27 protein-coding genes and 1 tRNA gene are annotated in these 26,890 nt (G+C 36.0%); 15 read left to right on the top strand and 13 right to left on the bottom strand.

Annotated features, from left to right (window positions below; genetic code table 11):
* Nucleotides 1-26: 26 nt before the first annotated feature.
* From HDE68_RS14490 to HDE68_RS14475, 4 genes are all read left to right on the top strand, one after another.
* Nucleotides 27-908: an AraC family transcriptional regulator gene (locus HDE68_RS14490; RefSeq protein WP_183882935.1), complete on the top strand. Its 882-nt coding sequence runs from the start codon at nt 27-29 to the stop codon at nt 906-908.
* Between the two features lie 949 nt (nt 909-1,857).
* A complete protein-coding gene (locus HDE68_RS14485) occupies nt 1,858-2,370 on the top strand; it encodes a hypothetical protein (protein WP_183882934.1) in 513 nt (170 codons plus the stop codon).
* Nucleotides 2,319-2,648 (top strand): hypothetical protein, encoded by a 330-nt coding sequence (locus HDE68_RS14480; protein WP_183882933.1) that lies wholly within the window; start codon nt 2,319-2,321, stop codon nt 2,646-2,648. Before HDE68_RS14485 ends, HDE68_RS14480 begins: the two co-directional genes overlap by 52 nt.
* Entirely contained in the window at nt 2,645-3,028 is a 384-nt protein-coding gene (locus HDE68_RS14475) for a transposase (protein WP_183882932.1), read from the top strand. The genes HDE68_RS14480 and HDE68_RS14475 overlap by 4 nt, the downstream gene beginning before the upstream one ends.
* Before the next feature lie 527 nt (nt 3,029-3,555).
* Here HDE68_RS14475 and HDE68_RS14470 read toward each other — a convergent pair.
* From HDE68_RS14470 to HDE68_RS14460, 3 genes are read right to left on the bottom strand one after another with little or no spacing between them, the layout of a single operon-like run.
* On the bottom strand, nt 3,556-4,284 hold the full coding sequence (locus tag HDE68_RS14470) for a hypothetical protein (RefSeq protein WP_183882931.1): 729 nt from the start codon (nt 4,282-4,284) through the stop codon (nt 3,556-3,558).
* Nucleotides 4,265-5,902: a dGTP triphosphohydrolase gene (gene dgt, locus HDE68_RS14465; protein WP_183882930.1), complete on the bottom strand. Its 1,638-nt coding sequence runs from the start codon at nt 5,900-5,902 to the stop codon at nt 4,265-4,267. The genes HDE68_RS14470 and dgt overlap by 20 nt, the downstream gene beginning before the upstream one ends.
* A gap of 40 nt (nt 5,903-5,942) precedes the next feature.
* Nucleotides 5,943-7,988: an ATP-binding protein gene (locus tag HDE68_RS14460; protein WP_183882929.1), complete on the bottom strand. Its 2,046-nt coding sequence runs from the start codon at nt 7,986-7,988 to the stop codon at nt 5,943-5,945.
* Nucleotides 7,989-8,454: 466 nt separating this feature from the next.
* On the opposite strand from HDE68_RS14460, the gene HDE68_RS14455 reads away from it, so the two are divergent.
* The 6 genes from HDE68_RS14455 (at nt 8,455) to HDE68_RS14430 (ending at nt 14,832) form a co-directional block, all read left to right on the top strand.
* Nucleotides 8,455-9,801 carry an SIR2 family protein gene (locus tag HDE68_RS14455; protein WP_183882928.1) on the top strand — a complete coding sequence of 449 codons (1,347 nt, stop codon included), beginning with the start codon at nt 8,455-8,457 and terminating at the stop codon, nt 9,799-9,801.
* Entirely contained in the window at nt 9,785-11,572 is a 1,788-nt protein-coding gene (locus tag HDE68_RS14450; protein ID WP_183882927.1) for an ATP-binding protein, read from the top strand. The genes HDE68_RS14455 and HDE68_RS14450 overlap by 17 nt, the downstream gene beginning before the upstream one ends.
* Before the next feature lie 73 nt (nt 11,573-11,645).
* The gene (locus HDE68_RS14445) at nt 11,646-12,404 is read left to right on the top strand and encodes a hypothetical protein (protein WP_183882926.1); all 759 of its coding nucleotides are present in this window, start codon (nt 11,646-11,648) and stop codon (nt 12,402-12,404) included.
* Between the two features lie 103 nt (nt 12,405-12,507).
* A complete protein-coding gene (locus HDE68_RS14440) occupies nt 12,508-12,774 on the top strand; it encodes a helix-turn-helix domain-containing protein (RefSeq protein WP_183882925.1) in 267 nt (88 codons plus the stop codon).
* Between the two features lie 533 nt (nt 12,775-13,307).
* Nucleotides 13,308-13,856 carry a BfmA/BtgA family mobilization protein gene (locus tag HDE68_RS14435; RefSeq protein WP_183882924.1) on the top strand — a complete coding sequence of 183 codons (549 nt, stop codon included), beginning with the start codon at nt 13,308-13,310 and terminating at the stop codon, nt 13,854-13,856.
* Between the two features lies 1 nt (nt 13,857).
* The gene (locus HDE68_RS14430; protein WP_183882923.1) at nt 13,858-14,832 is read left to right on the top strand and encodes a DUF5712 family protein; all 975 of its coding nucleotides are present in this window, start codon (nt 13,858-13,860) and stop codon (nt 14,830-14,832) included.
* A gap of 160 nt (nt 14,833-14,992) precedes the next feature.
* Here the strand turns inward: HDE68_RS14430 and HDE68_RS14425 are convergent, their stop codons facing one another.
* The 3 genes from HDE68_RS14425 to HDE68_RS14415 are packed head-to-tail and all read right to left on the bottom strand — an operon-like array spanning nt 14,993 to nt 16,480.
* The gene (locus tag HDE68_RS14425) at nt 14,993-15,268 is read right to left on the bottom strand and encodes a hypothetical protein (RefSeq protein ID WP_183882922.1); all 276 of its coding nucleotides are present in this window, start codon (nt 15,266-15,268) and stop codon (nt 14,993-14,995) included.
* A 34-nt stretch (nt 15,269-15,302) separates the two neighbouring features.
* Complete coding sequence (locus HDE68_RS14420) at nt 15,303-15,566, bottom strand: hypothetical protein (protein ID WP_183882921.1); 264 nt, start codon at nt 15,564-15,566, stop codon at nt 15,303-15,305.
* Between the two features lie 29 nt (nt 15,567-15,595).
* Nucleotides 15,596-16,480: a hypothetical protein gene (locus HDE68_RS14415; RefSeq protein WP_183882920.1), complete on the bottom strand. Its 885-nt coding sequence runs from the start codon at nt 16,478-16,480 to the stop codon at nt 15,596-15,598.
* 361 nt (nt 16,481-16,841) lie between these two features.
* On the opposite strand from HDE68_RS14415, the gene HDE68_RS14410 reads away from it, so the two are divergent.
* Together HDE68_RS14410 and HDE68_RS14405 are read left to right on the top strand one after the other, a co-directional pair.
* Nucleotides 16,842-17,099, top strand: a complete 258-nt coding sequence (locus HDE68_RS14410) for a helix-turn-helix domain-containing protein (RefSeq protein ID WP_183882919.1) — start codon at nt 16,842-16,844, stop codon at nt 17,097-17,099.
* Nucleotides 17,100-17,138: 39 nt separating this feature from the next.
* Nucleotides 17,139-18,182, top strand: a complete 1,044-nt coding sequence (locus tag HDE68_RS14405; protein ID WP_183882918.1) for a hypothetical protein — start codon at nt 17,139-17,141, stop codon at nt 18,180-18,182.
* A gap of 115 nt (nt 18,183-18,297) precedes the next feature.
* Here the strand turns inward: HDE68_RS14405 and HDE68_RS14400 are convergent, their stop codons facing one another.
* The 6 genes from HDE68_RS14400 to HDE68_RS14375 form a co-directional block, all read right to left on the bottom strand.
* Nucleotides 18,298-19,515: a site-specific integrase gene (locus tag HDE68_RS14400; protein WP_183882917.1), complete on the bottom strand. Its 1,218-nt coding sequence runs from the start codon at nt 19,513-19,515 to the stop codon at nt 18,298-18,300.
* 249 nt (nt 19,516-19,764) lie between these two features.
* Nucleotides 19,765-19,851: transfer RNA gene (locus tag HDE68_RS14395), tRNA-Ser, on the bottom strand.
* 120 nt (nt 19,852-19,971) lie between these two features.
* Nucleotides 19,972-20,937, bottom strand: coding sequence for a YihY/virulence factor BrkB family protein (locus HDE68_RS14390; protein ID WP_183882916.1), 966 nt, complete (start codon nt 20,935-20,937; stop codon nt 19,972-19,974).
* Nucleotides 20,938-21,345 (bottom strand): acyl-CoA thioesterase, encoded by a 408-nt coding sequence (locus HDE68_RS14385; protein ID WP_183882915.1) that lies wholly within the window; start codon nt 21,343-21,345, stop codon nt 20,938-20,940. It abuts the gene before it with no gap.
* A 9-nt stretch (nt 21,346-21,354) separates the two neighbouring features.
* Nucleotides 21,355-22,410: an endolytic transglycosylase MltG gene (gene mltG / locus HDE68_RS14380; RefSeq protein WP_183882914.1), complete on the bottom strand. Its 1,056-nt coding sequence runs from the start codon at nt 22,408-22,410 to the stop codon at nt 21,355-21,357.
* Between the two features lie 27 nt (nt 22,411-22,437).
* Nucleotides 22,438-23,205, bottom strand: coding sequence for a PASTA domain-containing protein (locus HDE68_RS14375; protein WP_183882913.1), 768 nt, complete (start codon nt 23,203-23,205; stop codon nt 22,438-22,440).
* A gap of 144 nt (nt 23,206-23,349) precedes the next feature.
* On the opposite strand from HDE68_RS14375, the gene HDE68_RS14370 reads away from it, so the two are divergent.
* The 3 genes from HDE68_RS14370 to HDE68_RS14360 are packed head-to-tail and all read left to right on the top strand — an operon-like array spanning nt 23,350 to nt 25,429.
* Nucleotides 23,350-24,336: a D-alanine--D-alanine ligase gene (locus HDE68_RS14370; RefSeq protein ID WP_183882912.1), complete on the top strand. Its 987-nt coding sequence runs from the start codon at nt 23,350-23,352 to the stop codon at nt 24,334-24,336.
* 9 nt (nt 24,337-24,345) lie between these two features.
* Nucleotides 24,346-24,960, top strand: coding sequence for a Crp/Fnr family transcriptional regulator (locus tag HDE68_RS14365; protein WP_183882911.1), 615 nt, complete (start codon nt 24,346-24,348; stop codon nt 24,958-24,960).
* A 43-nt stretch (nt 24,961-25,003) separates the two neighbouring features.
* Nucleotides 25,004-25,429, top strand: a complete 426-nt coding sequence (locus tag HDE68_RS14360) for a DUF983 domain-containing protein (RefSeq protein ID WP_183882910.1) — start codon at nt 25,004-25,006, stop codon at nt 25,427-25,429.
* On the opposite strand, the gene HDE68_RS14355 is transcribed toward HDE68_RS14360, so the two are convergent.
* The gene (locus HDE68_RS14355; protein WP_183882909.1) at nt 25,416-26,843 is read right to left on the bottom strand and encodes an MATE family efflux transporter; all 1,428 of its coding nucleotides are present in this window, start codon (nt 26,841-26,843) and stop codon (nt 25,416-25,418) included. The two genes, HDE68_RS14360 and HDE68_RS14355, sit on opposite strands and share 14 nt — an antisense overlap.
* Nucleotides 26,844-26,890: the final 47 nt, after the last annotated feature.

Below are 26,890 nucleotides of genomic sequence, written 5' to 3'. Positions count from 1 at the left end.
TTTTTGATTCGGTAAATTGAAAAAACATGAAAGCAATAAAGCCTGGATACGAGGTAGTTGAGTCTTCATTTGGAAGCTCTTTCTATTATTCTAAATATTCAATGAATTCCAATAACAAAGCTCATGTATGGCATTACCACGAAGAAATCGAAATGGTTTTTGTAAATGGCGGAGCTGGAAAAAGACAAATTGGGAGCCATATATCTTACTATACCGATGGAGACTTAATATTAATTGGAAGCAATCTCCCACATTGTGGCTTTACTGATCACAATACAGGGAATAAGAATGAAACGGTCATCCAGATGAAACCAGATTTTCTTGGTGCAGGATTTCTAGGTTTGCAAGAAACAAAATGTATACAAGAACTTTTTGATAAGGCCAGGGGAGGAATTGCTTTTGGAAATGAAATCAAAAAAGTTGTTGGCAAACAGATAGAGAAAATGGAGGGTTTATTACCTTTTGAAAGACTGTTAGCACTATTAGCCATTTTAAAAGAACTTCAAAACTCTTCCGATTATAGAATTTTAAATGCTTCCGGGTTTTCACTCGAAACACAGGTTCAGGATAACGATAGAATTAATATGGTTCTCAATTATGTTAAAGATAATTTCAAGACACAAATAAGTTTAGAAAATGTAGCTGCGATGGCAAGTATGACGGTACCTTCTTTCTGCAGATATTTTAAAAAAATGACCAAAAAAACGTTTACTGCTTTTGTTAATGAGTACCGTGTTGTACATGCTTCAAAACTTTTAGCAGAAAAGCCAAGTAGCATCGCAAATATTTGTTATGAAAGTGGGTTTAATAATTTTAGTCATTTCAACAAGTTATTTAAAGAATTTACTGGTAAAAATGCTTCACAATATAGAAAAGAACTAAATTCAGTAATTTATGAAAGTGTTTAGGTTTTGAAAATTTTGAATAAACAGATATAGTTATTACAGGTCTATGTATTATTTAATCCAAGTTTCTATTATGCATGATGATGGTTGTTGGAATTAAAGTTGTCTCACTTTCCGATTCCTGAAAGGAACAAAATTTTCGTAATTTTTAATTTTAGATTAAAATTTTATATTATTTTTGTTCTATTAATTTAAAAATTGTTTTTATCAACACTTAATTAATCTCATAAAAAAATGATATTTAGTATATATATTTGCAATATCACTGTGTATATGGGAGATTAAAAGGAATGAAATCTTTTATTTTAGTGTAGATTTGAAATTTCTATTTTTATCAGATTTTATCACCATTTTTCACCTCCTGTTTTTTGAATAAATTTTATCCTTCTGTAAAGGGTGGTAGAAGTTGTGCCATTTTCAAAGGCAGCAATACTGATATCGGATTAAGTCATAAACTTTTGATACGCTAAACAGAAAGTCTTTGATGTCAGGGATGCTCTTACGGCTCTGGAAGTTGCTCTGAAAGCTTTCAATTTGCATGTGAATGACTCAGCCGAAACAAGGCCGTGCTGTTAGTAAATAAATTCAAAATAGCTAAATAATCAATCTATATCGGCCGGGTACTGCCTGAGTACTGTTCGGGTACTCGTTAGGGTAAGAGCAGTGTTAAAGTAACGTGAGAGCATGGCAAGTCCAAGTAAAAACAACTAGTTGAAATGACTTAGAGTTCCTATGCTTAAAGGCTGTTTACAACCTGTTCTTACACCGACCACCACTCAGGCACAAACAAAGTATAACTCGTTGAAGACTGATGAAATTATAATTATCCTTTGCCCGAACATGGACAAAGCGGACAATTGCAGACAGCTGCGGACAATTGCGGACATTTTTTACTCATCAGGATAATCTTTAACGCGAATAGCTTACATTGGTAGAAAGGCATTTATTTATTATGGGAAGTTTAACGGGTAAATTTTCAAAGGGAATCCTGGGTGATTTCATTTTTAAAGCAGCAGTCTGGGAACTGTTCAAACGAGTGCTTAAGCAATGTATCGGTAAAGGGATGGTCAGTGGTCGGGGTCAGGCTGTTTACAGCGTTTACATCAAGGCCAACGCCTCACTGGATAGTATGGTGGAGAGGGAAATTCTATCAGATGCTGTGGCTTACAGCGCAGAGCTATCTCAACAGGAAGAGGACTGTACTCATGAGGTCAAGCTAGAACGGCCAGGGGACTATGATGAGTTGAAACCAAAAAAGAATCCTGGTAATAAAACACATTATAGTACCTCTGATCTGCATGCTCGGATGTCCGTCAAACCTGGTAAAGCAGCTGCGATGAACTATTTGGGGCAGGTTGGTGTGGACATGGAAAGTCACGTAATCACCCATGTAGAAGTCTTCAGGGCAGACAAATGGGATCAGCAGTGCCTTCCAGAGCTACTCCCAAAACTGGTAGAACTCTAAAGAGAAACGGATTACAGGTGCAGGAGGTCGTAGCCGATGCGGGATATAGTAGTCTGCCAGCTTTAAAGGCGATCGAAGATCAGGGATTGACTGGCCATATCCCCAATAACCATAAGTTCACCTATCAGCGAGAGGGTTTTATCTATCAAACCAATGAAAATCTTTATCTCTGCCCCAGAGGCGGATCATTGACTTACAGAAGAACTCATCCTACTGCAACAGGACATAAATATGTGTATAAACTAAGCAAGCTGGTGTGCAGAGAATGCACAGTATGAAGAACGAATGTCCGGTCATGACCGTCAATGGAGGAGTTATTAATGAGGTCGTGGGTAAATATTATTATGATCGGATGCACGAGCGGATGCAGACGCGAAAGGCAAAGATATTGATGAAAAAGCGCCAAAGTATGGTTGAACCAGTAATCGGAACATTAGTGATTTATATGGGGATAAAAAAGGTCGGATGTAAGGGGGTGGCCGGAGTAAAGAAATGTCTGGCGGTAGCCGCAGCAGCTTATAACCTCAAAAAAATGTTAAAATATCGATCTCGCAAAATCTTAAATCAGGTACAAGTGCTTGAAAAGAATTTGAAAAGTGCTGGATCACATTGTTATCACTCATTCAAACTATATATCCAATACATCGAGGGTGTATAAAAATTTATCACTAAAACTGGAATTCAGCTAACCAAAATCTATACTTCTCATAAAAAAGAACCATTCATTAACTCAATGTTGTGCAACAGCCACTTGATCCGTTTTCATTCTCCTTAGATATACCCTCCAATGTGGATTAGCTCGTTGCTCTCGCTGATCCCCTGATGGGGGAGGCTTCAACCAAAAATGCTTGTCGCTGCGCTCCTGGCAATTTTTGTTTTTAATCAAGCCTTGCGCTAAGAAGTGCAGAGCTTGCTTTAAAACAAAAAATGCCACCCGAAAAGGGTAGCATTTTTGTTTGGCGGAGAGTGGGGGAATTGTACCCCGGTTTAAAATCCCGCTTTAATATGGTGTCGAAGAGGTTTGTGATTGGCGACTCACCGAATCACTCACCAGTCTTGTTTTCTTTTGTAGCTGCAAATGCTAGACCTAAAGATAACGATTATTTAGAGTTATCTTAAAAAATCTTTCGCCACATCCAGTTATGGCTGCATTCTATTTTTTCTTAGCATCAATTTTTATGATAGTTATTTTTCTAGTAGATCTTTTTGAAATATTTGCATATATGTTTTAAGGAATGGATAATCGTATTTTACCTTGCTAAAGTGTTTAATCTGAATATTGTAGTAATCTTGCTCCTTAAATTCATCGAAATGTTTCAAGCAATAATTTTTTAGTTTATGCGAAACATTTAGATGGAACTTATGCATATAATAAATAGTATTTATAATACATAATTGTGGCATTGGGTTGTCCTCTAAGACAAGGTCAATTTCTTTTGTATCTAAAAAATTCTTGAAACTCGGACTAACAATAAATTTTAAATGATTGAAATCGAACACAATAGAGGAGAAATTAAAAAAAGCCGTATTAGGCAGATTATATTCTTTAAATAACTCTAACTCAACTTTTGAGTTAGAGTATGCCCAAGTTTTATCAATATGCCAAATATCTATCTTAACTGAATCAACTTCGATTTTGTATCCTCCAAAACTATTTCTGGTAGAAATGTGTTTTTTTAAAAAGTTCTCGATTAATACTTCATCTCCGTCAATAACAATATCGAAATCACGAACAGCTCCATAATAATTGATAAAAAAATTCCTAATAACCCCACTGAAAACTAAGACCCCAGAAAACTGAGATAATTCGGTAAGAAATCCGAGAATTTTTTCGCCTAGTCTATTATTTAAATATTCTAAAAAAATATCTGGATTAAACCTCTCTTCGAATTTATTAGTTAATTTTTTGTCCACTTATTTTTTGATAATGATTTAATGCATACTGATCAGTCATTCCAGAAATAAAGTCAAGAATTATCCTGAATTTAAAATAGTTGTCCAGATCATCAAAGCATGGTTCTACGGTATTCATTATTCCCTGTTTAATTGAAGACAATTTTCTTTTTTCCTCGGAATCCAATATTGTTGTAAACTGCTTTTTAAATAGATGGTCATAATCATCCTTATGTCCGTTGAAATCGTCTATTTTCCCCTGTAACTCTGTCAGTTTTTTATTTATAATTTCACTCTGTTGCTGATTAAGTTTAAATAAGTCAAGCTCATCATTTAATTTAGTTAATGTCTCATTAAGCTTGTTTTTACACAAAATTATGAGATTTTCTTCAATTGTGCAGTCGATGATTGACTTACTAATCAGACTTTTTGCCCTATCACAATATTTTTGATTGCTATGGAATATGAACTCTATATAAAAATCTAGTAATCCTGTAAAAACAGCGTATCCTGTTGATTCAAGGTAGTTTATTTCTCTAGATTTAAATATCTTGTTAATACTGATTTTCTCAATGATTTGATATATTTTATCTTTGTCCAATTTGACTAATTCCTCATTAAATTCACCATTTTCAATTTTATCCAGATTTTCCTCGAAATTTTTGTAGGCAAGATCAACGAAATACCCAATTAATTTAATTCTAATATTAACAATTTTGGTGTTTGAATTTAACAGATCGTCATCACAAATCTTTTTAATTGCTACGGCAGTTAATGAATTGTTGCCCTCGAATAGGTTTTTTACATATTCGATATCGAAAAGACTTTTATTGAATCCGTCTTCCATATCCATGCATATATAAGCAATTGAATCTGCTGCCTCCATAAGGTAACATAATGGGTGTCTTAAAAATCTATCTCCAACTTTTAAACCACATTCACTCATGATAAGTTCAAAATAGTCTTTTTCAGACACGAAGACTCCATGCTTTGACTTTTCAATATATTTTTTATCTAGCGTTCTTCCTTGGCTTTTTAATTCTGCTGCTTCATCCGAATTAATCTTTTCAAAATTTGGGTATTTCAAATATGAAGCTAATGTCGCGTATGTAAGATTGAGGCCAAATGGGTTATCTAGATATTGAAGTTTCGTAAGCACCCTCAATCCTTGAGCATTACCATCATAATTGATAAAATCGCGTTTTTGATGGGCATCCAATGCATGGAATTGTATGTGCTTTTCTTTATCGAGGTTTTTAAAGTAGTCTGAAACTATTGTTTCTCCGAAATGTCCAAAAGGGGCGTTACCTATATCGTGAACTAGGCATACGTTTTGCAGTAATACAGGCAAAATCCTTAATAGCTCTAATTCGCTTTTATTTGTTCTTTTTTGTATCAACTCGGATTTACTAAGTTTTAAACCAAAAGTATAGCCAAGAGACATTACTTCATTCGAGTGAGTAAGACGAGAGTGTATATTATCATCAGTTGTTAAAGGGAATACTTGCGTTTTATCATGCATTCTTCTTAATGCAGGACTATAGATAATTCTACCGTAGTCACTTTCAAATTCATTTCTAATATCTGTTGTGCCTGATTTCCTGAGTCTTTCACTTGAGAGTAGCTTTTTCCAATCCATTTTTTTGTTAATTTACTGTCTATATTCCTTTAAGCTTAATTTAATTATCTAATCCTAATTCCTTAAAAAAGGCTAAATGCTTTTTCTCACTCATCTCTATGAGTTGTTGGTAGGACATTACTTCAATATGTAGATTTATTACATCATTTAATTTATAAAGCGTTTTATATGGAGTTGATCTAAACCCGTTAAAATTTACATTATGTTCTATTAAATCTTTATGTAAATCACAAACAACGTAACCAAATTTAGGTGTCGTTTTCTCTAAGTTTACAAGTTCACCATCATAGTCTCTTGCTTTGCTCTCCATCAAATCCTGAAAATACTTCATAATTTGGCTATCTAAATTTTTGTCTAATGTTGTGTCCATATTTCTTCCAGGACGTTTAAACTCAAATATTACCATCGAATTCATTTGATTTTGCCTTTCCGAAAAAGCCCAAGGAAAATCAAATATTGCTATATCTGGTTCTTTTTGACTCTTGGAAATCAACAATGGATTTTTTCTTATTTGTTTGTCAGAATTAATATAGGAATGAAAGGCTAACCTTTCATCCAAGAGCCACAAATTATGATATTCGAATGGTACTGTATCATTTGATTGTCCCATTGGAAAAATCAAATTATGCAAATCTTCCTCTAGTTTATATTCTCCATCTTTCGAAATTTTAAGCATTTTTTTTAGTAGCATTAAAATAGCTTTGCGTTGGATGAGCAAATCGGCTAATTTATCTTTTGCAAATTGAGCTTCTTGATCGATTAGCTTCTTGACAGTTGATGAATATTCCTCATAATTTTCAATTTTTCCGTTTTTTGTAGCTTTTTTTAGAGCAATGTTTAAATCTTTTTCCAGAACAAATTTAATCCGATGCAAAAACTCTTCTAGTTTGTCATCTGAAAGATTTGTTGGTATTTTTTGAAGTAAGTCTTTTCTAGCAAGCAGTGATCTATAACCAACTCTTAATTTTTTTGGGTTAAGTATATAGCGCTTAATTCTATCATAATTAATAGCTTGTATTTTTTCAAGCGTGGAAGAATATTTATTTTCTAAAATTGCCTTAATTGAATTTTGAATGCTAGAAATTGTCACCTCGTCGACGATCATATTATCTTCAGGCTGAGAAGGGATATTAAATGAATTTCTTACCGTGTTCACCCTGCTGTCTAAGAACGAAGATAATACATAGGCATCAAGACAGAAGTCCTCATCCAGTTCGTTTTTAAAACTACTTTCAAAGCCTGGAATCAGATTACCAAGATTTTCAGACCTTCCAACGACACGATTGTTAGCGCAAAGTCGTAATCTATGCGTTTTAGCATCTGTTCTTCTTACCAACAATAATTTGAATTCTTCTGTTTCCTTTATTGGATAAAACACTACTGGTTTGCCTTCAAAATTGATGACCGTTTTAATGATGTCGTTCAAAATAATCTTATTGTCATCTAGATTGTCGTACATGACGATTGTGGGAATACTGTCATTGATGAAAAATGGCAAACAATGTTCGATAATATCTTTTGCTATCTGTTGTGAAGCCAAAGCAGACTTTTCCTTGAATTTGGGCTTACAACTATTTAAGCTTATTATGGTATTGTTGTTCTCTACACTAGTTATCTTATTAGGATTACCATCTTTAGGAACGACCTCGTTGCTTACATCGAAGTGGAATTCTCTACTATATTGCTCATTCTTTTCTTTATATACGCTATTAATATGCATGCTATCAAAACAGGCCAAAACCGTAAATCTACCAACCCCTTTACAACCGCGATCCCGATTTTTTTCAGAATATGCAGTATTAAAAGATTTAAAATTTTCATCGTTAAAACCTATACCGTTGTCTATTATAGTGATATTTTTAATAGGAACTGGTAAGATTCTACCCTGTTTGTCCTGTATATCATTAGGCGCAAATAATTCATTCTGACCATCTCTTTCTATCTTAATCTCTATCAAACCTCCACCGTCAGGATACTTTTCAGTAACACTTAGGATTGAGTTTACAACAGCTTCGAATAGCGGTAGTAAAAACTCATGAGGTCTTAAATTAATTTCATCGACCTTGCTTTTAACAGACATTTCCATAGATAAAAACTTTAAATCAAAGCTAACAATTTTAGTAAAATAAATGAACTTTATTACTCTTCTCTAGATTTAGTTAGAATATATTCTCTTAAAGGAATCATTTTGTAGGCGGGTTCAGGGGAAATATTCCGTACTCATCTTAAAGGAAACAAACAGGTGCTCAAAAGAGCATAGGTAATAGGCCGAATTAATACGTTTCAAATCGTGTTTATATATTGAACGTGTATAAGTAATCACAGGATTTTCATTTGTATACGTAACACAAAAGCCCTTTATACCATGCAAAGAGTTATTTTACACATAAAACTTGTCTAGTAATGGCTAAGAACAGCTATAAATCTTATTATAAGTTATGAATTAATAATCATCTTCGTTTCTATAATAATTTTAATTTATCATAACCATTTATTAGTGTCTCTTTAATTGTTTAGATTTACTTATAGTAAACACTCGTAAATTTAAATTAATGATTCAAGTTTCTACTATTCTCAAAAATCAAAGTAAAACAATTACCGTAACCTTGCAACAAGACGAAGTTGATAAGGGGAAAATAGAATTAAAATCTTTCAAAGTTATATATGAAAGTGGGTCATACGACGAATTTGAAGCGGATGAACATGGTTTTGCAAAGAACACAAAGGAAGCAGATCCCGTAGAGCCAAAAATTCTTTTGTTTTATTATTTAGAAAAGCTAAAAAGAAGTTTTTATAAAGGATTAATCCAGAATAAATATAATGAGATTGAAAATTTAGTTGTTTTGTCTGGTGCAGGTTCTTCAGTTGGCATCGGTAAAGATAATTTAGGTCTAACGATGGCTGGTTTATGGGATAAAATGGATGAAGTTGATAAGCCGTGCCTAGAAAGACTTATTAAAGAAACAAAATATGCCGCTGTAAATGATAAAGATGAAATCGATTATACTTCTTTAAATAAAGATTTAGAAGCATTGTTGACCAAGGCAGGGATGAAGAATGCTGTAGAAGAGAATGTTCAACTAAATACAGACATCATTACAGCCAGAAAAATAATAGCACAATATTGTAATTTGATTTTACCAGATGATGCCCCTCATTCGACCTTTTTAAACAGAGTGGTTTTAAGACCCCAGAAATTCTCTAGGGTGAAAATATTTACACTGAATTACGATACTCTATTCGAACAAGCTGCTGCAAAGGAAAAATTTACCGTTATTGATGGATTTACATTCTCTAGTCCAAGAACTTTCAATGGAAAGTATTTTGACTATGATATAATCGAAACCCGTCACAATCGACAGGATAAAAAAGATAGTACGATCAGTAAGCTGTTTTATCTGTTTAAAATGCACGGTTCATTGAATTGGAAAAGGAATCTATTAGAAATCGAACAAAGTGATGCTGAAATAGATGTTGAAGATAGAGTGATGATATTTCCGCAAGATAGTAAATATGAGCATTCTTACGAACAGCCATATTTTGAAATGATGGCTAGATTCCAACAATCATTGCGGATTGAAAATACATTGTTAATTACAATAGGCTTTAGCTTTCTTGATAAGCATATCTCATCCGTTATTCTTGAAACACTGAAACAAAATCCGTCTTTACATCTAATTGTTTTAACATTTCCTGAAGTAGTTGGAGAGGAAAAAATATATCAACAAGAATTGCATAGGATTACAGAACTACAGAGTCGGGTAACAATGATAGCAGAAACGTTTAAGGACTTTACATCTGATTTTCCTGAAAATATCGCTCACAGAAGAATCGATATTTTGGAAGAATTAAATACTCAGCTAAAACACATATCCAAAAATCATGATAAAGAAAAGTAGTCCTTATTCTGATACTAAATTTATTGGATATGTAACTTTAGTTTCACCTAGTATTACTAATGTACATTTTCCTTCATCACTCTTACTTAAAAAGTTTTATAGATCTGATGAGGGTTTTCATGCATTAACAGGAAAGTATGTAATAATTGAAGGTAGCGGTAATGGGTTTCTGGGTAAAATTGCGGAAATAGCATTGCCTGAAAACGAAAGATTAAATTTAACTGACTCTAACTATGAAAGGGACTCATTTCATCCCACAGGAAAAGTTGAAATTTTATTATGCTTTGATAATTTTGAACTTGCGGCAAGGAAGGGACTTGATCAATTACCGCCAGTAGGAGCAAAAGTCTATATGTGTTCAAATGACTTTTTAGGGTCATTACTAACCGAATTTGGAAATACTAAGGAAGTAGGCGATAAAAAAAATAAATTAATACAATTTGCACACCTTCCCCAGGATGAGAACCATGTTGTTAATGTATCTGCACAGGCTTTGTTTGGTAGGCATTGCGCTGTAGTAGGGACGACAGGGGGCGGTAAAAGTTGGACAGTTGCTAAGTTGATTCAAGAGGTATTATTAAATAAGGGAAAAGCTATTTTAATTGACGCTACTGGGGAATATAAATCATATAAGGGACATTCAAAAGTCGATTTTTTAGAGTTTAACTCGGCGGTAAAGGCGGATGGAGTATATTTTAATTATCGAAATCTTAGAGAAACTGATATATATGCACTATTTAGGCCAACGGGACAGGCACAAATCCCTAAACTCCAAGAGGCCATGAGAAGCCTTCGGTTAATCGATATTATCAAATCAAAGGGCGAAAAAACTGAAAACGACAAACACATTGAAGCAGTTGCTAACGGATTTTGGTCAGCTCATGAGACTAGGGAGTATGCTTTACTTTTAAAGGTTAATAATGAAAGGAAGAGAATTATCACAGCTTACAAAGAAAACATCTCCGTTTTTAACGTCTCTTGCGATTTTGATATAAACGCTCTCCCTTTTCAAATATTTAATGAATGTGTAAAAGACTTTGGTAATGGTGATGGGAAATATGGTGGCGCAGATCAGAATGCAGCGGGATTTTGCCAATCAATGATTTCTAGAATATTGGTTACTCTGGGTAGCGAATCTTTTAAAAGTACTTTTGGGTTTACTGAAGAATCTAAGGCTGATAATGAATTTACTTCCAAGGTCGAAGAATTTTTAAAGCCAGAAAGTGAAAAGGATGTACTAATAATATCAGTAGCTAACATACCGTCTGAAAATAAGCTTAGAGAAATTTTAGTGAACACTATTGGGAGATTTCTATTGGAAAAGGCACTCAAAGGAGATTTCAAAAGTATTAATACCAAAGATCAAAAGAAGAGTTTATTGCTATTTTTAGACGAGGCACACTTATTCCTTGATAAGAAAATAAAGGATGAATACTCAATAGAAGTGGAACTTGATGCTTTCGATAGGATTGCAAAGGAATGCAGGAAATACGGGTTATTTTTGGTTCTTTCTACTCAGATGCCTAGAGATATTCCGAAAGGGGTTTTGAGTCAAATGGGTACTTTTATTGTACACAGGTTGATTAATCAACAAGATCGTGAAGCTATAGAATATGCTTGTTCTGAGGCAAACAAATCTGCATTGGCATTTCTTCCAATCCTAAGCTCAGGGGAGGCGATGCTAACTGGTGTAGATTTCCCTATGCCCATTGTTCTTAAGATTATCGAACCCGAAATAAAACCGGATTCAGTCACTCCTAAGGTTTTTTAATGCTGTTTTTAAAATTAGTGAATAAAGAATTTTAAGTCTATAATGATTATTTTAGAAAATCTACTTATTCATTATGAAGTCTAGTTATTTTAAACCCCGCAAGGTTCTTGATTTTTCACCTCATCCTTATGATATTGGTAATCCGATTGGTTTTTGGCATGATCGGGACGATAACCATTTTTTGTTGAAAATATACAAATTTGATGAGAAGCTATACCCAGATTATTATCACTACCATTTGGCTTATACCCTAGAAAACAATATTGGCAGTGCAGAAGATTTCTTTCGTCATGTATGGCAAATCGTTAAGAACAGAATAAAGCATTATGAAAAGCAAGACCCTTTTTCAAGCAGTCACGCATTACATTTACAAAATATTCACAAACTACAGCAGTTCCAGAAGTATTTAAACAGCATCGATGAATGGAACGCCCGCCCGTCACAGATCGTTATTGCTGAAAAAGAAGAAATCATTCAAAACCAAAAGGCCGAAATAGAAAAGCTTCAAGCCCGCCTTGCAGAACTTAACGAATATGAGGTAGCCCAAAAGATCAGGATTGAGGATGATTATCTGCCAACCTTAATTGATTTGGTTCAGCAAATACGTGAACTGGAATTGCCATCAGGCAGGAAGTTTTTAAGAAGCGACCACAAAAGTCCTTACTCCAAAATGATCAGTAAATATTTCTCGCACGGCGGGAAAGACATACCTATTGAAACATCCCGTAATTACTTTGTTGAAAAGAAAGGCGATATTCCGTCAAAAGGAACTCCCATTAAGCAAGAACAACGAATTTTTAAAATCATTCCTGTAAAAGAAGCTAAAAAATAAGAACGGGTTCATAACCTGCACATGACCAAGCCGAACGGATGGTCATGGTTTGGCCGTTTTTACCCGTCACATTTGCCTTGTAAACTTAAAATACGGAGGCATTATGTTAATTGAAATTCTCACAAAAGAGGAACTGTTAAAGTTCAAATCAGAACTCATTCAGGAGATCAAAGCTGTCATCAAATCAGATGAGGTACAACCCAAAGAATGGCTTAGAAGCTCAGAGGTCAGGAAGCTATTAAAGATTTCATCAGGCACACTTCAAAACTTACGGATTAAAGGCATCCTGCCTTATGAAAAAATAGGTGGTATTTTTTACTATGCCTATGCAGATATTGTTCAATTGTTAGGTGAAATCGGGAACTTATGATGGAGACAGGAAAACAGTTGACCAATTTTTTACAGTTGGCCAGTATGAATAAGCACATTCATCAATCACATGTTAGTCTTTATTCCGCCATACTGATGTGCTATAACAAAAGTTATTGCAATAATCCTTTCCGGGTATCCAGACGTGAGCTGATGAAACATTCGGCAATACACTCTTTTGCTACTTACCATAAATGCATGAAGGATTTGGTGATATATGGATATGTCGAATATCAGCCGTCATATCATCCGCACTTGGCCAGTCAGATCACTTTGTTAAATGACGATGAAAGCCATGAGGGGTAAACTCCATGCAGGTCATGTCCTTTTCCTTTTTCGGGAAAAGGAGCAAGCGGAAGTTGGGCAGTAGCCCTACTTGCTTGCCGTATGCGTTGCAAACGGTGTTTTAAGAACCCTCCAGGGGTTCTTTGGGGTGCAGGAAGGACACTCGTAAAGGAAAAAAGAACCCTAACGAGGGTGCAAAGTAACAGGTTACACAGCTATATAATAATATAGCCATATAGATATACTGATATGCAGGAAACTTTAAGAACAGTAAAATACTCCGTACAAGATGCCGGAAAGTTTGAAAGTATTGCTTTGAAGCTAGGGAGACCTAAACGGCTAGTCTTCTCCCAAATGATTGATTATTTCTACCGGAGCAAGAAAGATCCTACAGACCTGAGTGACGATCTTTTGAAAAACACCATCTTAAAAGGTCAAAAGGAATACATCGGTTTCATTAAAACCCAGGAAAACGAATTGCTTATCCCTATTAAACGGGATGTAGCAAGAACAATTGAATCCCAAAAAAATATTGTGGAATGCTTTAACGCTCAGGTTTTAAGGCAGAATAATGAGGTTCTTAAGAACCAACAAGCACAAACATTGGAAATTTCCACACTAAATGAAGTCGTTAAAAGCATTAATGGTAAAATGGCCACCAAGGAAAAACTGAAAAGCCGGTTTATGTATATTCTAAACACTTATATCAAAACCAGGGAATCTTTTGGGCTGATGACCTCATCAAAAGAAAAAGAGGAATTGGCAACCAGTACACGAGAACAAGTAAATATTTTATAAGATGTACATCAATATTACCGACAGCGCCACAGCAAACAATAAAGGGAGCAGTGGAGGATTGACCAACTATTTGGAAAAAGAAAACAGGTTGTACAAAAAACAAGATCCTGAATATTGGTTTAATCATAGAGGAAAGCACATAGAACCATACGAGGTCAGGCGATCCATTGATAATAATATTGCGAAACTCAGTAAAACTGACGCTAAGTTCTTTCTGATCAATATCAGTCCAAGCCAAAAGGAGCTTCGGTATCTTAAAGAGCAGTTTGGAACGGAGAGTGCCAAGGATCAATTGAAGATCTATGCGGAGAAAGTAATGGATGAATACGCTAAGAATTTTAAGCGTAACGGAATTGACAGTGCTAAAGATTTGATGTGGTTCGGTAAATTGGAGAATTACCGTTACTATACCCATAAAGATAAAGAAGTCTTAAATGGTATTAAAAAGCGAGGGGAACGTAAAGAGGGAGAGCAGATGCACATTCAGATCATTGTAAGCCGTAAGGACATAAGCAACAAAGTTAAACTTAGCCCCATGAACAATTCCAAAGGGAAGAATGAGATGCATTCTAAGAAACTGGGACAGTTTAACCGGGTAGCATTTAAACAATCCGGTGAAACGCTTTTTGATAATCTCTTTGAATTTGACCGGAAACTAAAAGATACCTTGGTTTATGCCAACATTCAGAAAAACGGCAGTTTAACACAAAGAGAGCAGTTAAATACATTAGAACTTGGTGCAGAACAAAACTACCATTCAAAATCTTTCGCTAACGAATTGGCAAAAGATGTTGCAGAAGGTCTTTTTCATTCCACCAGTGGTATGTTGCAAAGTGTTGGGGAAACCGTCGCAGGGTTTCTTGAAGTGCTGATGAAACCCGTTTACATTCCCGGATCAGAAATAAATCCAATTGAGGAGGCGCAAAAAAGAAAAAGAAAAAAACGGAAGGGGCAAAGTCAGGGGCATAGTCGGTGAGGACAGTGCGTTCCACAAAGGCAGTTGCCCCGCCCGCATTTGCGGCCTGCAAAAACCCTTGCACACATGGCTTATGCAGTTTTTGCTTTGGTGTTTACGGAAAAAACCAGTCACGTAAATCCGGATGTAAAAAAATGTTTCTTTTCCATAGCCCGGTACACTACAATCCCTTTTTTCTTTTTTCGGCACAAATAAAGGAGGCATTATAAAAATCAACCATTTGGGTATAAAAAGACATCATGGTGCTGATTTGTTCCAGATCAGCATATTCAGAGGCGTGATACGTCCATCCTTTATACAAATCCCACAAAACTACTCTTGTTTGGTGAATCGGGTAATTCTCAAAGAAGGTCTTTATAACTTCTTCGGGGTTGTTCAGCTCAATATCGGATAAGCTGGAGGGCTGATAATTCAGCTTTTTAAATATTTCTTCCATAACAAATGGATTAATGACATAATAATTGATTGTTTTAAAGGATATCTTTAAGCCTTTTGACTTCGGGATCATAGTTCATTAATGTTCCCGGCCTTAGGTCAAAGATTTTTTCCATCATAACCACTTTACCATAAGGAATATCCTGAACATCATCAGACTGGATTCTTCTGTAATTGTGAAAGGTATTTACCGAAATTCCTAAAAGCTGTGGGAGCTTCTTTAACGCTTTTCGATACTCTTTTACATTAAGACCGAGCAGGTAATCCTCGATTTTATACTTCTTAGTGTTGTTTTTCATAACATTTGATTTAAGTGTATGTTGATTCATTAATTGATATCATGCTGATTAGGTTGCTCATAGGACAATGTTTCCACCTGTAGACGCTCAATTTTGTCTTTACACATCAGTCTGGTCAATTTTATAAAGGTGGATACACGAATCAATAATTGCTTTGCATCGTTCTCCGCTACCGGGGAAGGAATACCACAATTCACATCTGAACAGCCTTTGATCAGAATCTCAAATAGTCGTTTATCTTCTGTTGTCGCTAATAATAACTGTTGTGGCTGATCTGAAAAACTACGGCATAGTCCTAGTAAATCGTGCAGGGAGTGTGTTTCTACCCGGTAAGATAGATGTAGACTTACCAGCAACGCTATGCATTGTTCCACGGTATGGTTGAGCATCATTGCACATACTGTATGCTCCCCATTTTTTAAACAGTGCGTTGCTCCGGCAAAGAACGCATCCGTTAACGCGATATAATGTGAGAATTTCTTTTCAGCCTTTTTTAAAGCATTTAGGGGGCTGAAGTTTCTGATGTATTCAGACTGCACCAATTCATCATGGCTATATAATAATTGTGCATGGCTATATATGGTTACAAAGAACATGTTCTTAGCCTTGATTGCATTAGAAACCGTTTTTTGGTTATGGCAAAGGACAGTGATCCCACCAGTTTTAAAGCGTACGTTGATGAACTTTTGTACTATATGTGCTGTTGGTACATCTGATGCTGTCACCATTAACAAGCAATAATGACAACCGACATTTTCCTTCTTAGCTGTAAAACAGCTACTGCTTTCTTTATAGACACCACTTTGAGCGAAGCAGAAGAGTTGCAAAGGCTCAAACTTCCAGATTAATAGCCGGATTAATCTATTAAAAGATTTTGATTGTTCTTTGAGTGCTGATAAAGGTTGCATTTCCATATATTGATCTCATTTAATTTATATTTTAAATGAGTCTTGGAGATGCAGAAATAGGTGCGGAACTGCATCTCGTGGTTGCATAGAAGTTTCTGAAGCCTTACGTAACACGAGTGTACAGCAGTCCCGCACCTATTTTAGGAATATGCAAATATAGCATATTAGAAAATAGGCTGGGCATTCTGCTGTCTTGCGTTACGGCTTCAGAAATGCAACCGCAAGACCATTAATATTTTATTACTTGTTTGTTCTTACATATTCGATTATTTAATACCCTAAGATAATCAGATAATTGGAATACTCCAAATAAAAATACTCTTTTTATGGAGTGTGTAAAAATGGAGTATTTGCTTTACTTTATTTTATGGCAAATAGGAATCTTTTAACAAGTGAAAAAGAGCTAAAGAAAATAGGCTTAAGGCTTAAAAGTCTCCGGAAGTCCGCGGGATATACCAGTCCAGATAAGTTTTCATATGATAACAATCTAAACCGTTCGCAATATGGTAAATATGAAGCAGGGAGTGCCAATATCACCATAGGCACATTAATTAATATTTTGAACTGTTTTGGTGTAAGTCTAAGTGAGTTTTTTAATGAAGACTATGACAATGTAAACAAATAACAGCTTGGATACTCCATATGATTAAAGAACTTATAGGTAATGAGACTATTTGACAAAATATTTAAAACCAGTAAAATTACCGAACCAGTAGACCTAACAACAATTACACGAACAGAAATTATTGAAGGTTTTTCAATTCCAGGGATCATATTAAATATGCATTATTACTATACTGATGTTCAGGTGTATAGTGACGGACTTATTTCTTGTTGGGATATGGTTGACCTCCAAATGTTCAAAGATAAATTGAACAAGAATTGGATTACGACCTCTGTGCCAGATGGACAAGCAATTTCAATTTTCAGTTTAGGACGTTGGTATATTGACAAAGGTGATTGGATACATACAAAGGAAACCTTATATGACTACGTTTATTCCTTGATAAAAAGACTTAATCCTACTACTGAAAACCTTCATAATTATAATGGTAACAACTCGAAGATGATTGGGAAGGCCAATGTCGCTAAGCATTTTATCCCTAGTCCCAAGCCATACCATTATGAAGATCCGAACTCTTTCTTACCCAAAAAGATAAATGGAGAGAAGTTTCATGTTTTCTTTAGAAATGATGATAATAGGACATATTTGGCAGAACTTTCAATTTATAAAAATGGACGTATTGATATAACGAATATTCCCAAAAAGAGAACGTTCAAAGTTGATGATTTGAAAGGCTTAATATCTGACGGACAAATTACTACGAACTTGAAACTTGGCGAGGCTATTACAATTTTAGGATTAGGTTCATTTGTTGTTAAGTCAGGAGAAGGAGTTGATATAACCCATAAGCATAATGAAATTATAGACAAATACAATGAACTAAATGGTGAAGAAAATAGCATTGCAAAATGTTCAAGGATTTTTGAAGAGTATAAGCTTCAACCAACTCAAAAAATAAGGTTGGAGCTAAAAGAAGCATATGAATCCGTTCCTGAGCATCAAAGAATTTTTGTTGGAACAATGGATACCAAAGACTATGAAGTTCGTCAAGTAATTTATGGCGATATAGTAAAAAACGAGTTTGAAGACGAAAATGGTTATGAGTATCCTTATGATGATATGCCTAAGCCAATTGACGAATAAAAAATAGAGTATATTAAATAGGAAAGCGGGAATGATCTCCGACCATTCCCGCTTAATCTAAATTAACGCTCTCATATACAAAGACGTTAAACATGGCTAAATATTGTATAGGTAATTAAATTACCGCATATTTCTTTTTCAAGAGCGCCATATCAGTACCAACTTTAACATCTAAGATTTTTGCATAATGCTGTGTAGTCTGAATGTTGGTGTGCCCTAGCATTTTTGAAACACTTTCTATAGGAATACCATTTAACAAGGTTACCGTGGTTGCAAATGTATGCCGGGCAATGTGAAAGGTTATTGGTTTATTTATGCCACAGAAGTCGGCTATTTCTTTTAGGTAGCTATTCATCTTCTGATTACTTAAGACAGGAAACAGCATTCCGGTATTTAAGCAGATCCGATTATTCTGATATTGATTCAGTAGGGCAGAGGCTGTTGGTAATAGCGGAATTCGGGAAGGAGTGTTAGTCTTTTGCCTTTTTATGGAAATCCATTTTTCGCCATCTATGCCATTTACAATGTCTCTCCTTCTCAAATTTTTAACATCTATATATGCCAGTCCTGTATAACAACAAAACAAAAAGATATCCCTTACGTGGGTAAGTCTTTCAGTTGCCATCTTTTTATTGGTCATTAATTGAATCTCTTCAGTATTGAGATAAACCCGATCTACTTTTTTGATCTTAGGTTTGTAATTTAAGAATGGATCTATATTTAACCATCCATTAGAAAGGCAAATACGAATGATCTTGCCAAAGTTCTTTAAATATTTTACAGCGGAATTGTTAGCGCATTTACGAACAGAACGCAAATAATAATCATACTCTGAAATGAAAGTGTAATCTATCTTTTTGATTTCAATATCTACGAGGTCATATTTCCATGCTAAGAAACCTATGGTGTGCTTTAATGAAGTACGGTAACGTTCTGCTGTTCCTTTCTTAAATTCACTACCTACCAGTGATTCCAATTTTTGGTTATGATCTTTAAAAACGTCAATTAAGGTAATGCGTTTTTCTGTTTTGCCCTGGAATTTATTACGTAAACTTTCAGCAGTAATTACTTCGTCTGCTTCCATTAGTTGACTGTGGGCTTCATAAACTTTGATTTGGAGGTGGTCCAAGAAGGTGTTTAGCGCCTTTATTTCTTCTTTACTACCATTTGCCCTGCCTACGCCAGTATTCCAGCGGGAGGGCTCACAGCTACGTCCAGTGGTAACTTCTGATCTGTTACCATTCACTGTAATGCGAAGATAGATAGGGGCAACGCCTTTTTGATAATTTTTTGGCTTCTTCATGTAGAAGAGCAAGCTGAAATTGGTTTTCATAATGTTAAACATTAAAAAGTAAACAAATTTAGCCTTGCAGTAATTAGAAATCAAGATGTTTAGTCTTGTAACCTGTTCAATATCAAATTGATATTGATGTTCTGGTGAGTTTTTACCTGTTCAAAATTTACTCACCGAATCACTCACCAATTTTATGGGAATTAATGAGAGTTTTGGGTTACTACTAAAATGAAAAAGCCTGCTATCTTACGATTTGCAGGCTTTTTCTTGGTTTTGATACCATAGTTGCGGAGAGTGGGGGATTCGAACCCGCGGACCCTTTGACAAGTCAACAGTTTTCAAGACTGCCGCAATCGACCACTCTGCCAACTCTCCGCGACAAAAGTACAAATACCTCTTGATTCTGCAAACAATGATGTTAATTTTTTAACAGGAAATTTATAACTAGTTAAAACAGAGCTAGAAAAAATTATTCTAATTGATTTAAATGGCCTTTTAAGACCCTTTTTTGAACAAATTAAAGGGCTGCTTGATGATTTTGACACTGCGTTTAGTCACATCCATACTCGCATTTAGCTCAAAACCGATCAAAAGTATGAGAGAATTCAGGTATAACCAGATCATAATTACAATTAATGTACCTATAGAACCATATACTTTATTGTAAGAGCCGAAGTGATTGATGTAAAAAGAGAATCCCCATATGGTTAAAAAGGCAAGGATGGTTGCCAGCCATGATCCCGGACTAAAGAATTGCCATTTCTTAGTATTGGCAGGTCCGTAGCGGTAAAGAATGGATATAGTAACAAAGTAAAGTACGCCTAACAACGCCCAACGGGAAACATCAATGATGTAAGCAATAAAGTGACCTTTGATATGCAATCCTTTATTGATGTAGTTTAAAGCAATTTCTCCCATGGTCATCGCACCAATAGTAAATATCAATGACAACGCTAATACAAAGGTTAAGACTAAAGCTATAAGGCGCTGTTTAAGCCATGTTCTGGTTTCAACGACTAATGACGACTTGTTAAAGGCGTTCATCAGGCTATGCATGCCGTTAGTGGCAAAAAACACGGACAGGATAATACCGAAGGATAGTAATTTCCCGTTTTGTATTTTAATGATCTCTGATAAGGTAGCCTCGAAAGCAATATAGGCCTGTGCCGGAAGGATCAGCTGTAGTAAAACCATTAACTGATCCTGAAAACCGATTCTTTTAGGAATGAAAGGGATCAGCGTAAAAAGAAAGATGATCCCTGGAAATATTGCCAGCATAAAGGTGTAGGCCAGGGAAGATGCTTTGTTGACTAAAGAATCTTTCCCTATCTCCTTAAAAAAGAAGGAGGCTACGGTATAGAGTGGAATCGGGCTAAAACCTGGCAGTACATAAACTTTTGTCCAGTCTATAAATAGAGAATATAGCCTAATTTTTAAAAGTTGTCTGTGTACCCAATTCATTTATTCATAGTATTGTGCAATCCTATCCAGAAAATAGCCTGGCGGAGCGCACGGTTTCTTCTTGACCATATCAAAAAATACTAAAATAGTAGATCCGATATTAATCAATTCTTCTTTTTCATTAAAGAGTTCATAGTCAAATGACATACGGACCCCCGGAAGTTCTTTTATGGACGTTTTAATCGTAATCTCCTGATCGTAATATGCTGGCTTGATAAATTTGCATTTAAGTTCCAGTAAAGGCAACATGACGCCCATTTCTTCCATTTTACCATAGGTCATGCCTAAACTACGCAGCATTTCTACACGGCCTACCTCATAATATTGAGCATAGTTGCCATTGTAAACATACCCCATCTGATCAGTTTCACTATACCTAACCCTGATCTTTGTGCTGTGCGTATACATAAAAAACGCCTATTTAAAAATGTTACGCTTGTCTAATGCTGCTCTATATGCTTTTGCATTGATCTCATGTTGTGCTTTGGTTTCAGCGAAAGCATGGTAACCTGAAAAATCTGCTTTAGCACACATATAAATATAGTTGTTATGTTCGTGATTTAAAACAGCATCAATCGCATTGATACTTGGCATCATAATCGGGCCCGGAGGCAAACCTGCATATTTATAGGTATTGTATTTTGATTCTACACGTAATAATGGTCCGGTTACTCTTTTTACTGTAAAGTCACCATTTGCAAATATTACTGTTGGATCTGCCTGTAATAAAATGCCTTTGTTTAAACGGTTAAGATATAAACCTGCAATAGATGGCATTTCTTTGTCGTATAATGCCTCTCCGTCAACGATCGAAGCCAGAATAGTTACCTGCTGTGGACTCAGGTTTAAAGCTGCAGCTTTCTGTTTACGTTCTGCAGTCCAGAATTTAGTGTACTCTTTTTGCATTCTGTCGAAGAATTCTAGCGGGGTAGTATTCCAGTACATCTCATAAGTGTTCGGGATGAACATAGTATAGCTGTTATCTACTGTAAAACCGTATTTTTCTACTAATGCTGCAGAATCCAATACTTTGATGAAAGCCAGTGAATCTGATTCCAGGCTTTTAGACAGATATGCTGCAAATTCTTCTTTCTTGCGGATGTTATGGAATTTTAGTTTTACCGGGTCCTGGTTACCTGCTTTAATCAGGTTGATCAGACTGCGGTTGTTCATGCCTTTAGCCAATTTATAACGTCCCGGTTTTAAACGCTGATCCAGATCCATTTTTGCTGCTGCTTCACTAAAACTTCCGACATCATTCAACAGGTCTTTACTTTTGATTTCTTTATACAAGTCGTCTATAGTAGATCCTGTTCTGATATACAGGTATTGTTCTTTACCTGAAATATTAGGCGCAAAATAAACTTTATATAGTTTGAGGCCATAAAATGCACCTGCAGCAAGTACGATTAATATTACAGCCCAAACGATTTTGGTGCTCTTTTTTACTTCTTTAGTATTTTCAGTAGTCATAGAAAGTTGAGATTCTAATTTTTGCGCTTATTTCTTGTTAGATAGAGTAATGTTTACCGGCGTTCCGATTTTAACTTTTGTCAGTGTATCTGATAACGCAGGACTTTGTGCTGTAATAACGGCATTTGCAGTATCAGTGATATTGCCCTCATAAGTTATCGTTCCGAGTTTAAGGTTTGAACCTCTCAGAGAGAAAGCTGCTTCATCTTTCGTAAAACCTAAAAGTGCAGGGATTTCTACATCTTCGTTTCCTCTTCCATCACCCAGTAACAGATCTATTTTAGATCCTTTAGGGATTACATCACCTGGCTTGATACTCGATCCGCCAAATGATACTTCCAGTACCACATCTCTGCTGACATCTGCTTTATATACAGTGTCCCCAACTTTTAAGCCAAAACTGGCGATAATAGCCTGTGCCTCGATGAAAGATTTAAATTTAACATCAGGAAACTTCACATTCGGTGCCTGTGCAGTATTTATAGTCAGGTAAATTGTTCTGTTGTCTTTTACAAAAGTATTCGCTTCCGGGTCCTGGTCAATGACTGTTCCAGGTGGCATATCCATAATATATACAGAGTCTACTTCGTAACGTAAACCAAGATCTTCTAATTTTGATACGGCCTGGTTAAAAGAAAGGCCTTTTACTGCTGGTACATTTAAGCCCTGGCCATGTTTGGTATAATAACGAAGGCTGAAAAAAGCAACGAATAAGAGTACAGCCACAGTGGCGATGGCAGCGAATAGGTTGTTTCTGAATGATTTAGTTTGTAAGTAGGATATGAATTTTGCCATTTATCTATTTTGTGTACGTAGTATTTGGCTCAAATTTAGACTAAAAATATATTTTATCGGAATTTAAATGAGATCTGAATAAACTATTTTAATATTTTTGACCCATAAAGGCATCATTTCCGTTTTAAAAATATACATATATAGATGAAAAAAGTAATAGCATTGATAACTGGCGGTACAACAGGAGAATGGGTGATTTCTGTGAAAAGTGCAGCGACTATCGCTCATAACCTTGATCCGGATAAATTTGATGTTTATAAAATCATGCTTACCCAGCAGGGATGGTTTTACGAGCCTGTTGATTCTGTCAGGATAGAAGTAGACCGCAATGATTTCTCGGTACTTTATAACGGCAGAAAGATAACTTTTGACGGGGTGTTTATCGCTATTCATGGCGCTCCGGGCGAAGATGGTAAACTACAGGGGTATTTCGATATGCTGGGTTTACCTTATACTACTTGTGATGCACTGACTTCTGCAGTTACCATGAATAAAGGTTATACCAAAGCAATTGTAAAGGATATTTCAAACCTGTTTATTGCTAAATCTGCACAGATCTTTAAAGGTACCCCTTATAATTTGTCTGATGTTAAAAGTTCATTAACACTGCCTTATTTTGTGAAACCAAATAACGGGGGCAGTAGTATAGGGATGAGTAAGGTGAAAAATCAGTATGACCTGCAATCTGCAATTGATAAAGCTTTTAAAGAAGATACTCAGGTGCTGATTGAAGAATTTATTGAAGGCCGGGAATTTACGGTGGGTGTAGTAAAGCTGGACGGAAAAATTACTGTGCTGCCTGCTACAGAAGTAGAAACTGCAAAAGAGTTTTTTGATTTTGAAGCTAAATATACACCAGGAGTAGCCGTAGAAACTACACCTGCACCATTACGCCCCGAAACACGTAAGCGTGTGGAAGAGATTGCCACGGCAGTTTATGCTAAATTAAATTGCAGGGGTGTAGTGCGGATAGATTTTATTTTGACCGCTGATGAAGGTGATTTCTACTTTATTGAAATTAACACGATTCCAGGACAAACAGTGACCAGTTTCATTCCTCAGCAGGTTGCTGCATCTGGTATGAAGCTAAATGATTTCTATACTAAATTGATTAAAGAGACTATTGGTTAAAATTGATAAATGTATATTCAGTATTTAACAGACCGTAATTTTAAAACCACCTCTTACAAAAAGGGAGAGGTGGTTTATGGACCTGGACAACAGCCAAAATATGTCTACTTTATTAAAAGCGGAGAAGTCAGAATGGCAACTGTTAACCAGGATGGGAGGGAGTTTATTCAGGGGGTCTTTAAATCTAAACAACATTTTGGAGAACCGGCATTATTGCTGGAACGGCCTTATCTGGCTTATACTATCGCTTCGCGCGATACAGAAATTATTCAGCTGGATAAAACAGCCTTCCTGAAAATGATAGAAGAGAACAGATCTTTTAGCATGGATCTGATAATGACGATGAGCGAGAGATTATTTTACAAATCTATGATGCTCGAAGAATTGGCTAATGAACAGGCCGAACACAGACTGTCTACACTGATCAATTATCTCTGCCAGGACCTGGAAAATGGCGCTGCACTAAACATGACGAGGCAGACACTGGCAGATATGAGTGGTTTGCGGGTGGAGACGGTGATCAGAACCATCAAAAAACTGGCTGCAAACGGCGAAATCAAACTTATACGGGGTAAGATTGTTAAGACAACATATGATGTAGATCATAAATTGGAAGTATTATAATGACTAGATTTGTGTATTAATTATTACGTATAAAATAAACGTTATGGTCCCTATTACAAAATTAGAAGCCGTCATCCAGTGTAAATGCCCTAGATGCAGACAGGGTAACATTTTTAGTGGTAAAATGTATTCTTTTTCGTTCAAAGGACAGGTCACTAATGAATATTGTCCGCATTGCAATCTGCGTTTCGAAAGAGAACCTGGATTCTTTTATGTGTCAATGTTTATTAGTTATGCGATGAATGTAGCAGAAATGATTAGTGCAAGTGTAGCTACTTATGTTTTAGGTTTGCCACTTGTCTATGATAATTTGTGGTACTATGTGGGTATCCTGCTATTAACCGTATTTATCTGTTCTCCATTTAATTACCGTTACTCCAGAGTGATGTTACTGCACTGGTTAACACCGGGTCTGGGTTATATTCCAGGAAGCGGCGATGAACCAGGCAATTTCATTAAACCTGCATAGTTTTCCATCTTCCTCTTTTAAATAAGATATAGGCAGCAATAGCGATTCCTGTTTCGGCAACCGGGATCGCTATAAATACTCCATCAGGGCCTAAATTGAAGTGTTTGGCCAGGATATATGCCAGTGGAATCTGGAATATCCAGAAGCCGAAGAAGTTAATCATTGTTGGCGTTGCGGTGTCGCCCGCACCATTAAAGGTACTGGTCATCACCATGCCTACTCCATAGCATAAGAACCCCATACTCATTATATTCAATCCTTTGGCAGCAATGCTCCGGATCAATACGTCATCTGTAAAGAAAGAAATGAAGAAATGTCCGGCCAGTAAACAGAGTACCATAGCTACTCCCATATAGATTATAATATATTTAGTGGTCTGCCATACGGAATCTTCAGCGCGTTTAAGATTCTTTGCACCCAGATTTTGTCCTACCAGGGTAGATGCCGCGCCACTTAAGCCCCAGGCCGGGAGCATGAAGAACATCATTAACCTGATGGCAGTCTGATAACCTGCAGAACCATGATCACCACCAGTTGTGGCAACCAGCTGTGCCAGGAAAATCCAGCTGCAGGAAGCAATGAAGAATTGAAAAACAGCGGGAATTGCTATTTTCAGCAAGGCGGTAATTTGTTTGAAATGGGGGTAAAGGTAAGCTAGTTTTATTTTTAACTGACTTTTTCCTTTCACCATCTGATATAATTGATAACATACACCGGTTGCTCTGCCTATGGTAGTTGCTAAGGCAGCTCCTGTTAAACCAAAAGCGGGTATAGGACCAAATCCGTTGATCAGCACAGGACATAAAATGATGTTGACAATATTAGCTACCCATAAACTTTTCATAGCTATGGCTGCATTTCCTGCACCTCTGAAAATTCCGTTGATCAGGAACAGTAAAACGATGATGGTACTGCTGCACATCATAATTTGTATGAAAGGCGTACCTGCGGTAGCTGTTGCTGCAGAAGCACCCATGAGCATCAGAATTTCACGGGCATAAAAGTAACCGGCTATACTCAATATCAGGTTGAAGAAAACGGCAACTAAAATAGCCTGCATACCTGCTTTTGCAGCTTCGACCGGATCTTTTTCACCAATCCTGCGGGCTACAACTGCTGTGGCAGCCATACTCATCCCAACTGCCAGCGAATAGATAATAGCTAATACGGATTCTGTCAGGCCTACTGTTTGTATGGCTTCACTGCTATTGTGTAAATGACCTACAAAATAAAGATCCACTAAGGCGAAGACAGATTCCATGATCATCTCCAGCATCATCGGTATAGCCAGCAACAAAACAGCTCTGCGCATACTGCCCTGAGTGAAATCGAGTTCTTTCCCCTGGACAGCCTGTTTGAGTAAATCGAAGATTCTTCCAGTCTTGCTGGTTGTACTGTTTTGTTGTGTAGTCATACAATTAATTAGCCTATGCAATAATAGGTTATTTAATGTAAATAAAT

It is taken from the genome of Pedobacter cryoconitis (assembly GCF_014200605.1).
Lineage (GTDB): Bacteria > Bacteroidota > Bacteroidia > Sphingobacteriales > Sphingobacteriaceae > Pedobacter > Pedobacter cryoconitis_B.
The sequence above is the reverse complement of the archived record's forward strand: the minus strand, read 5'-3'. Positions and strand labels throughout refer to the sequence as shown.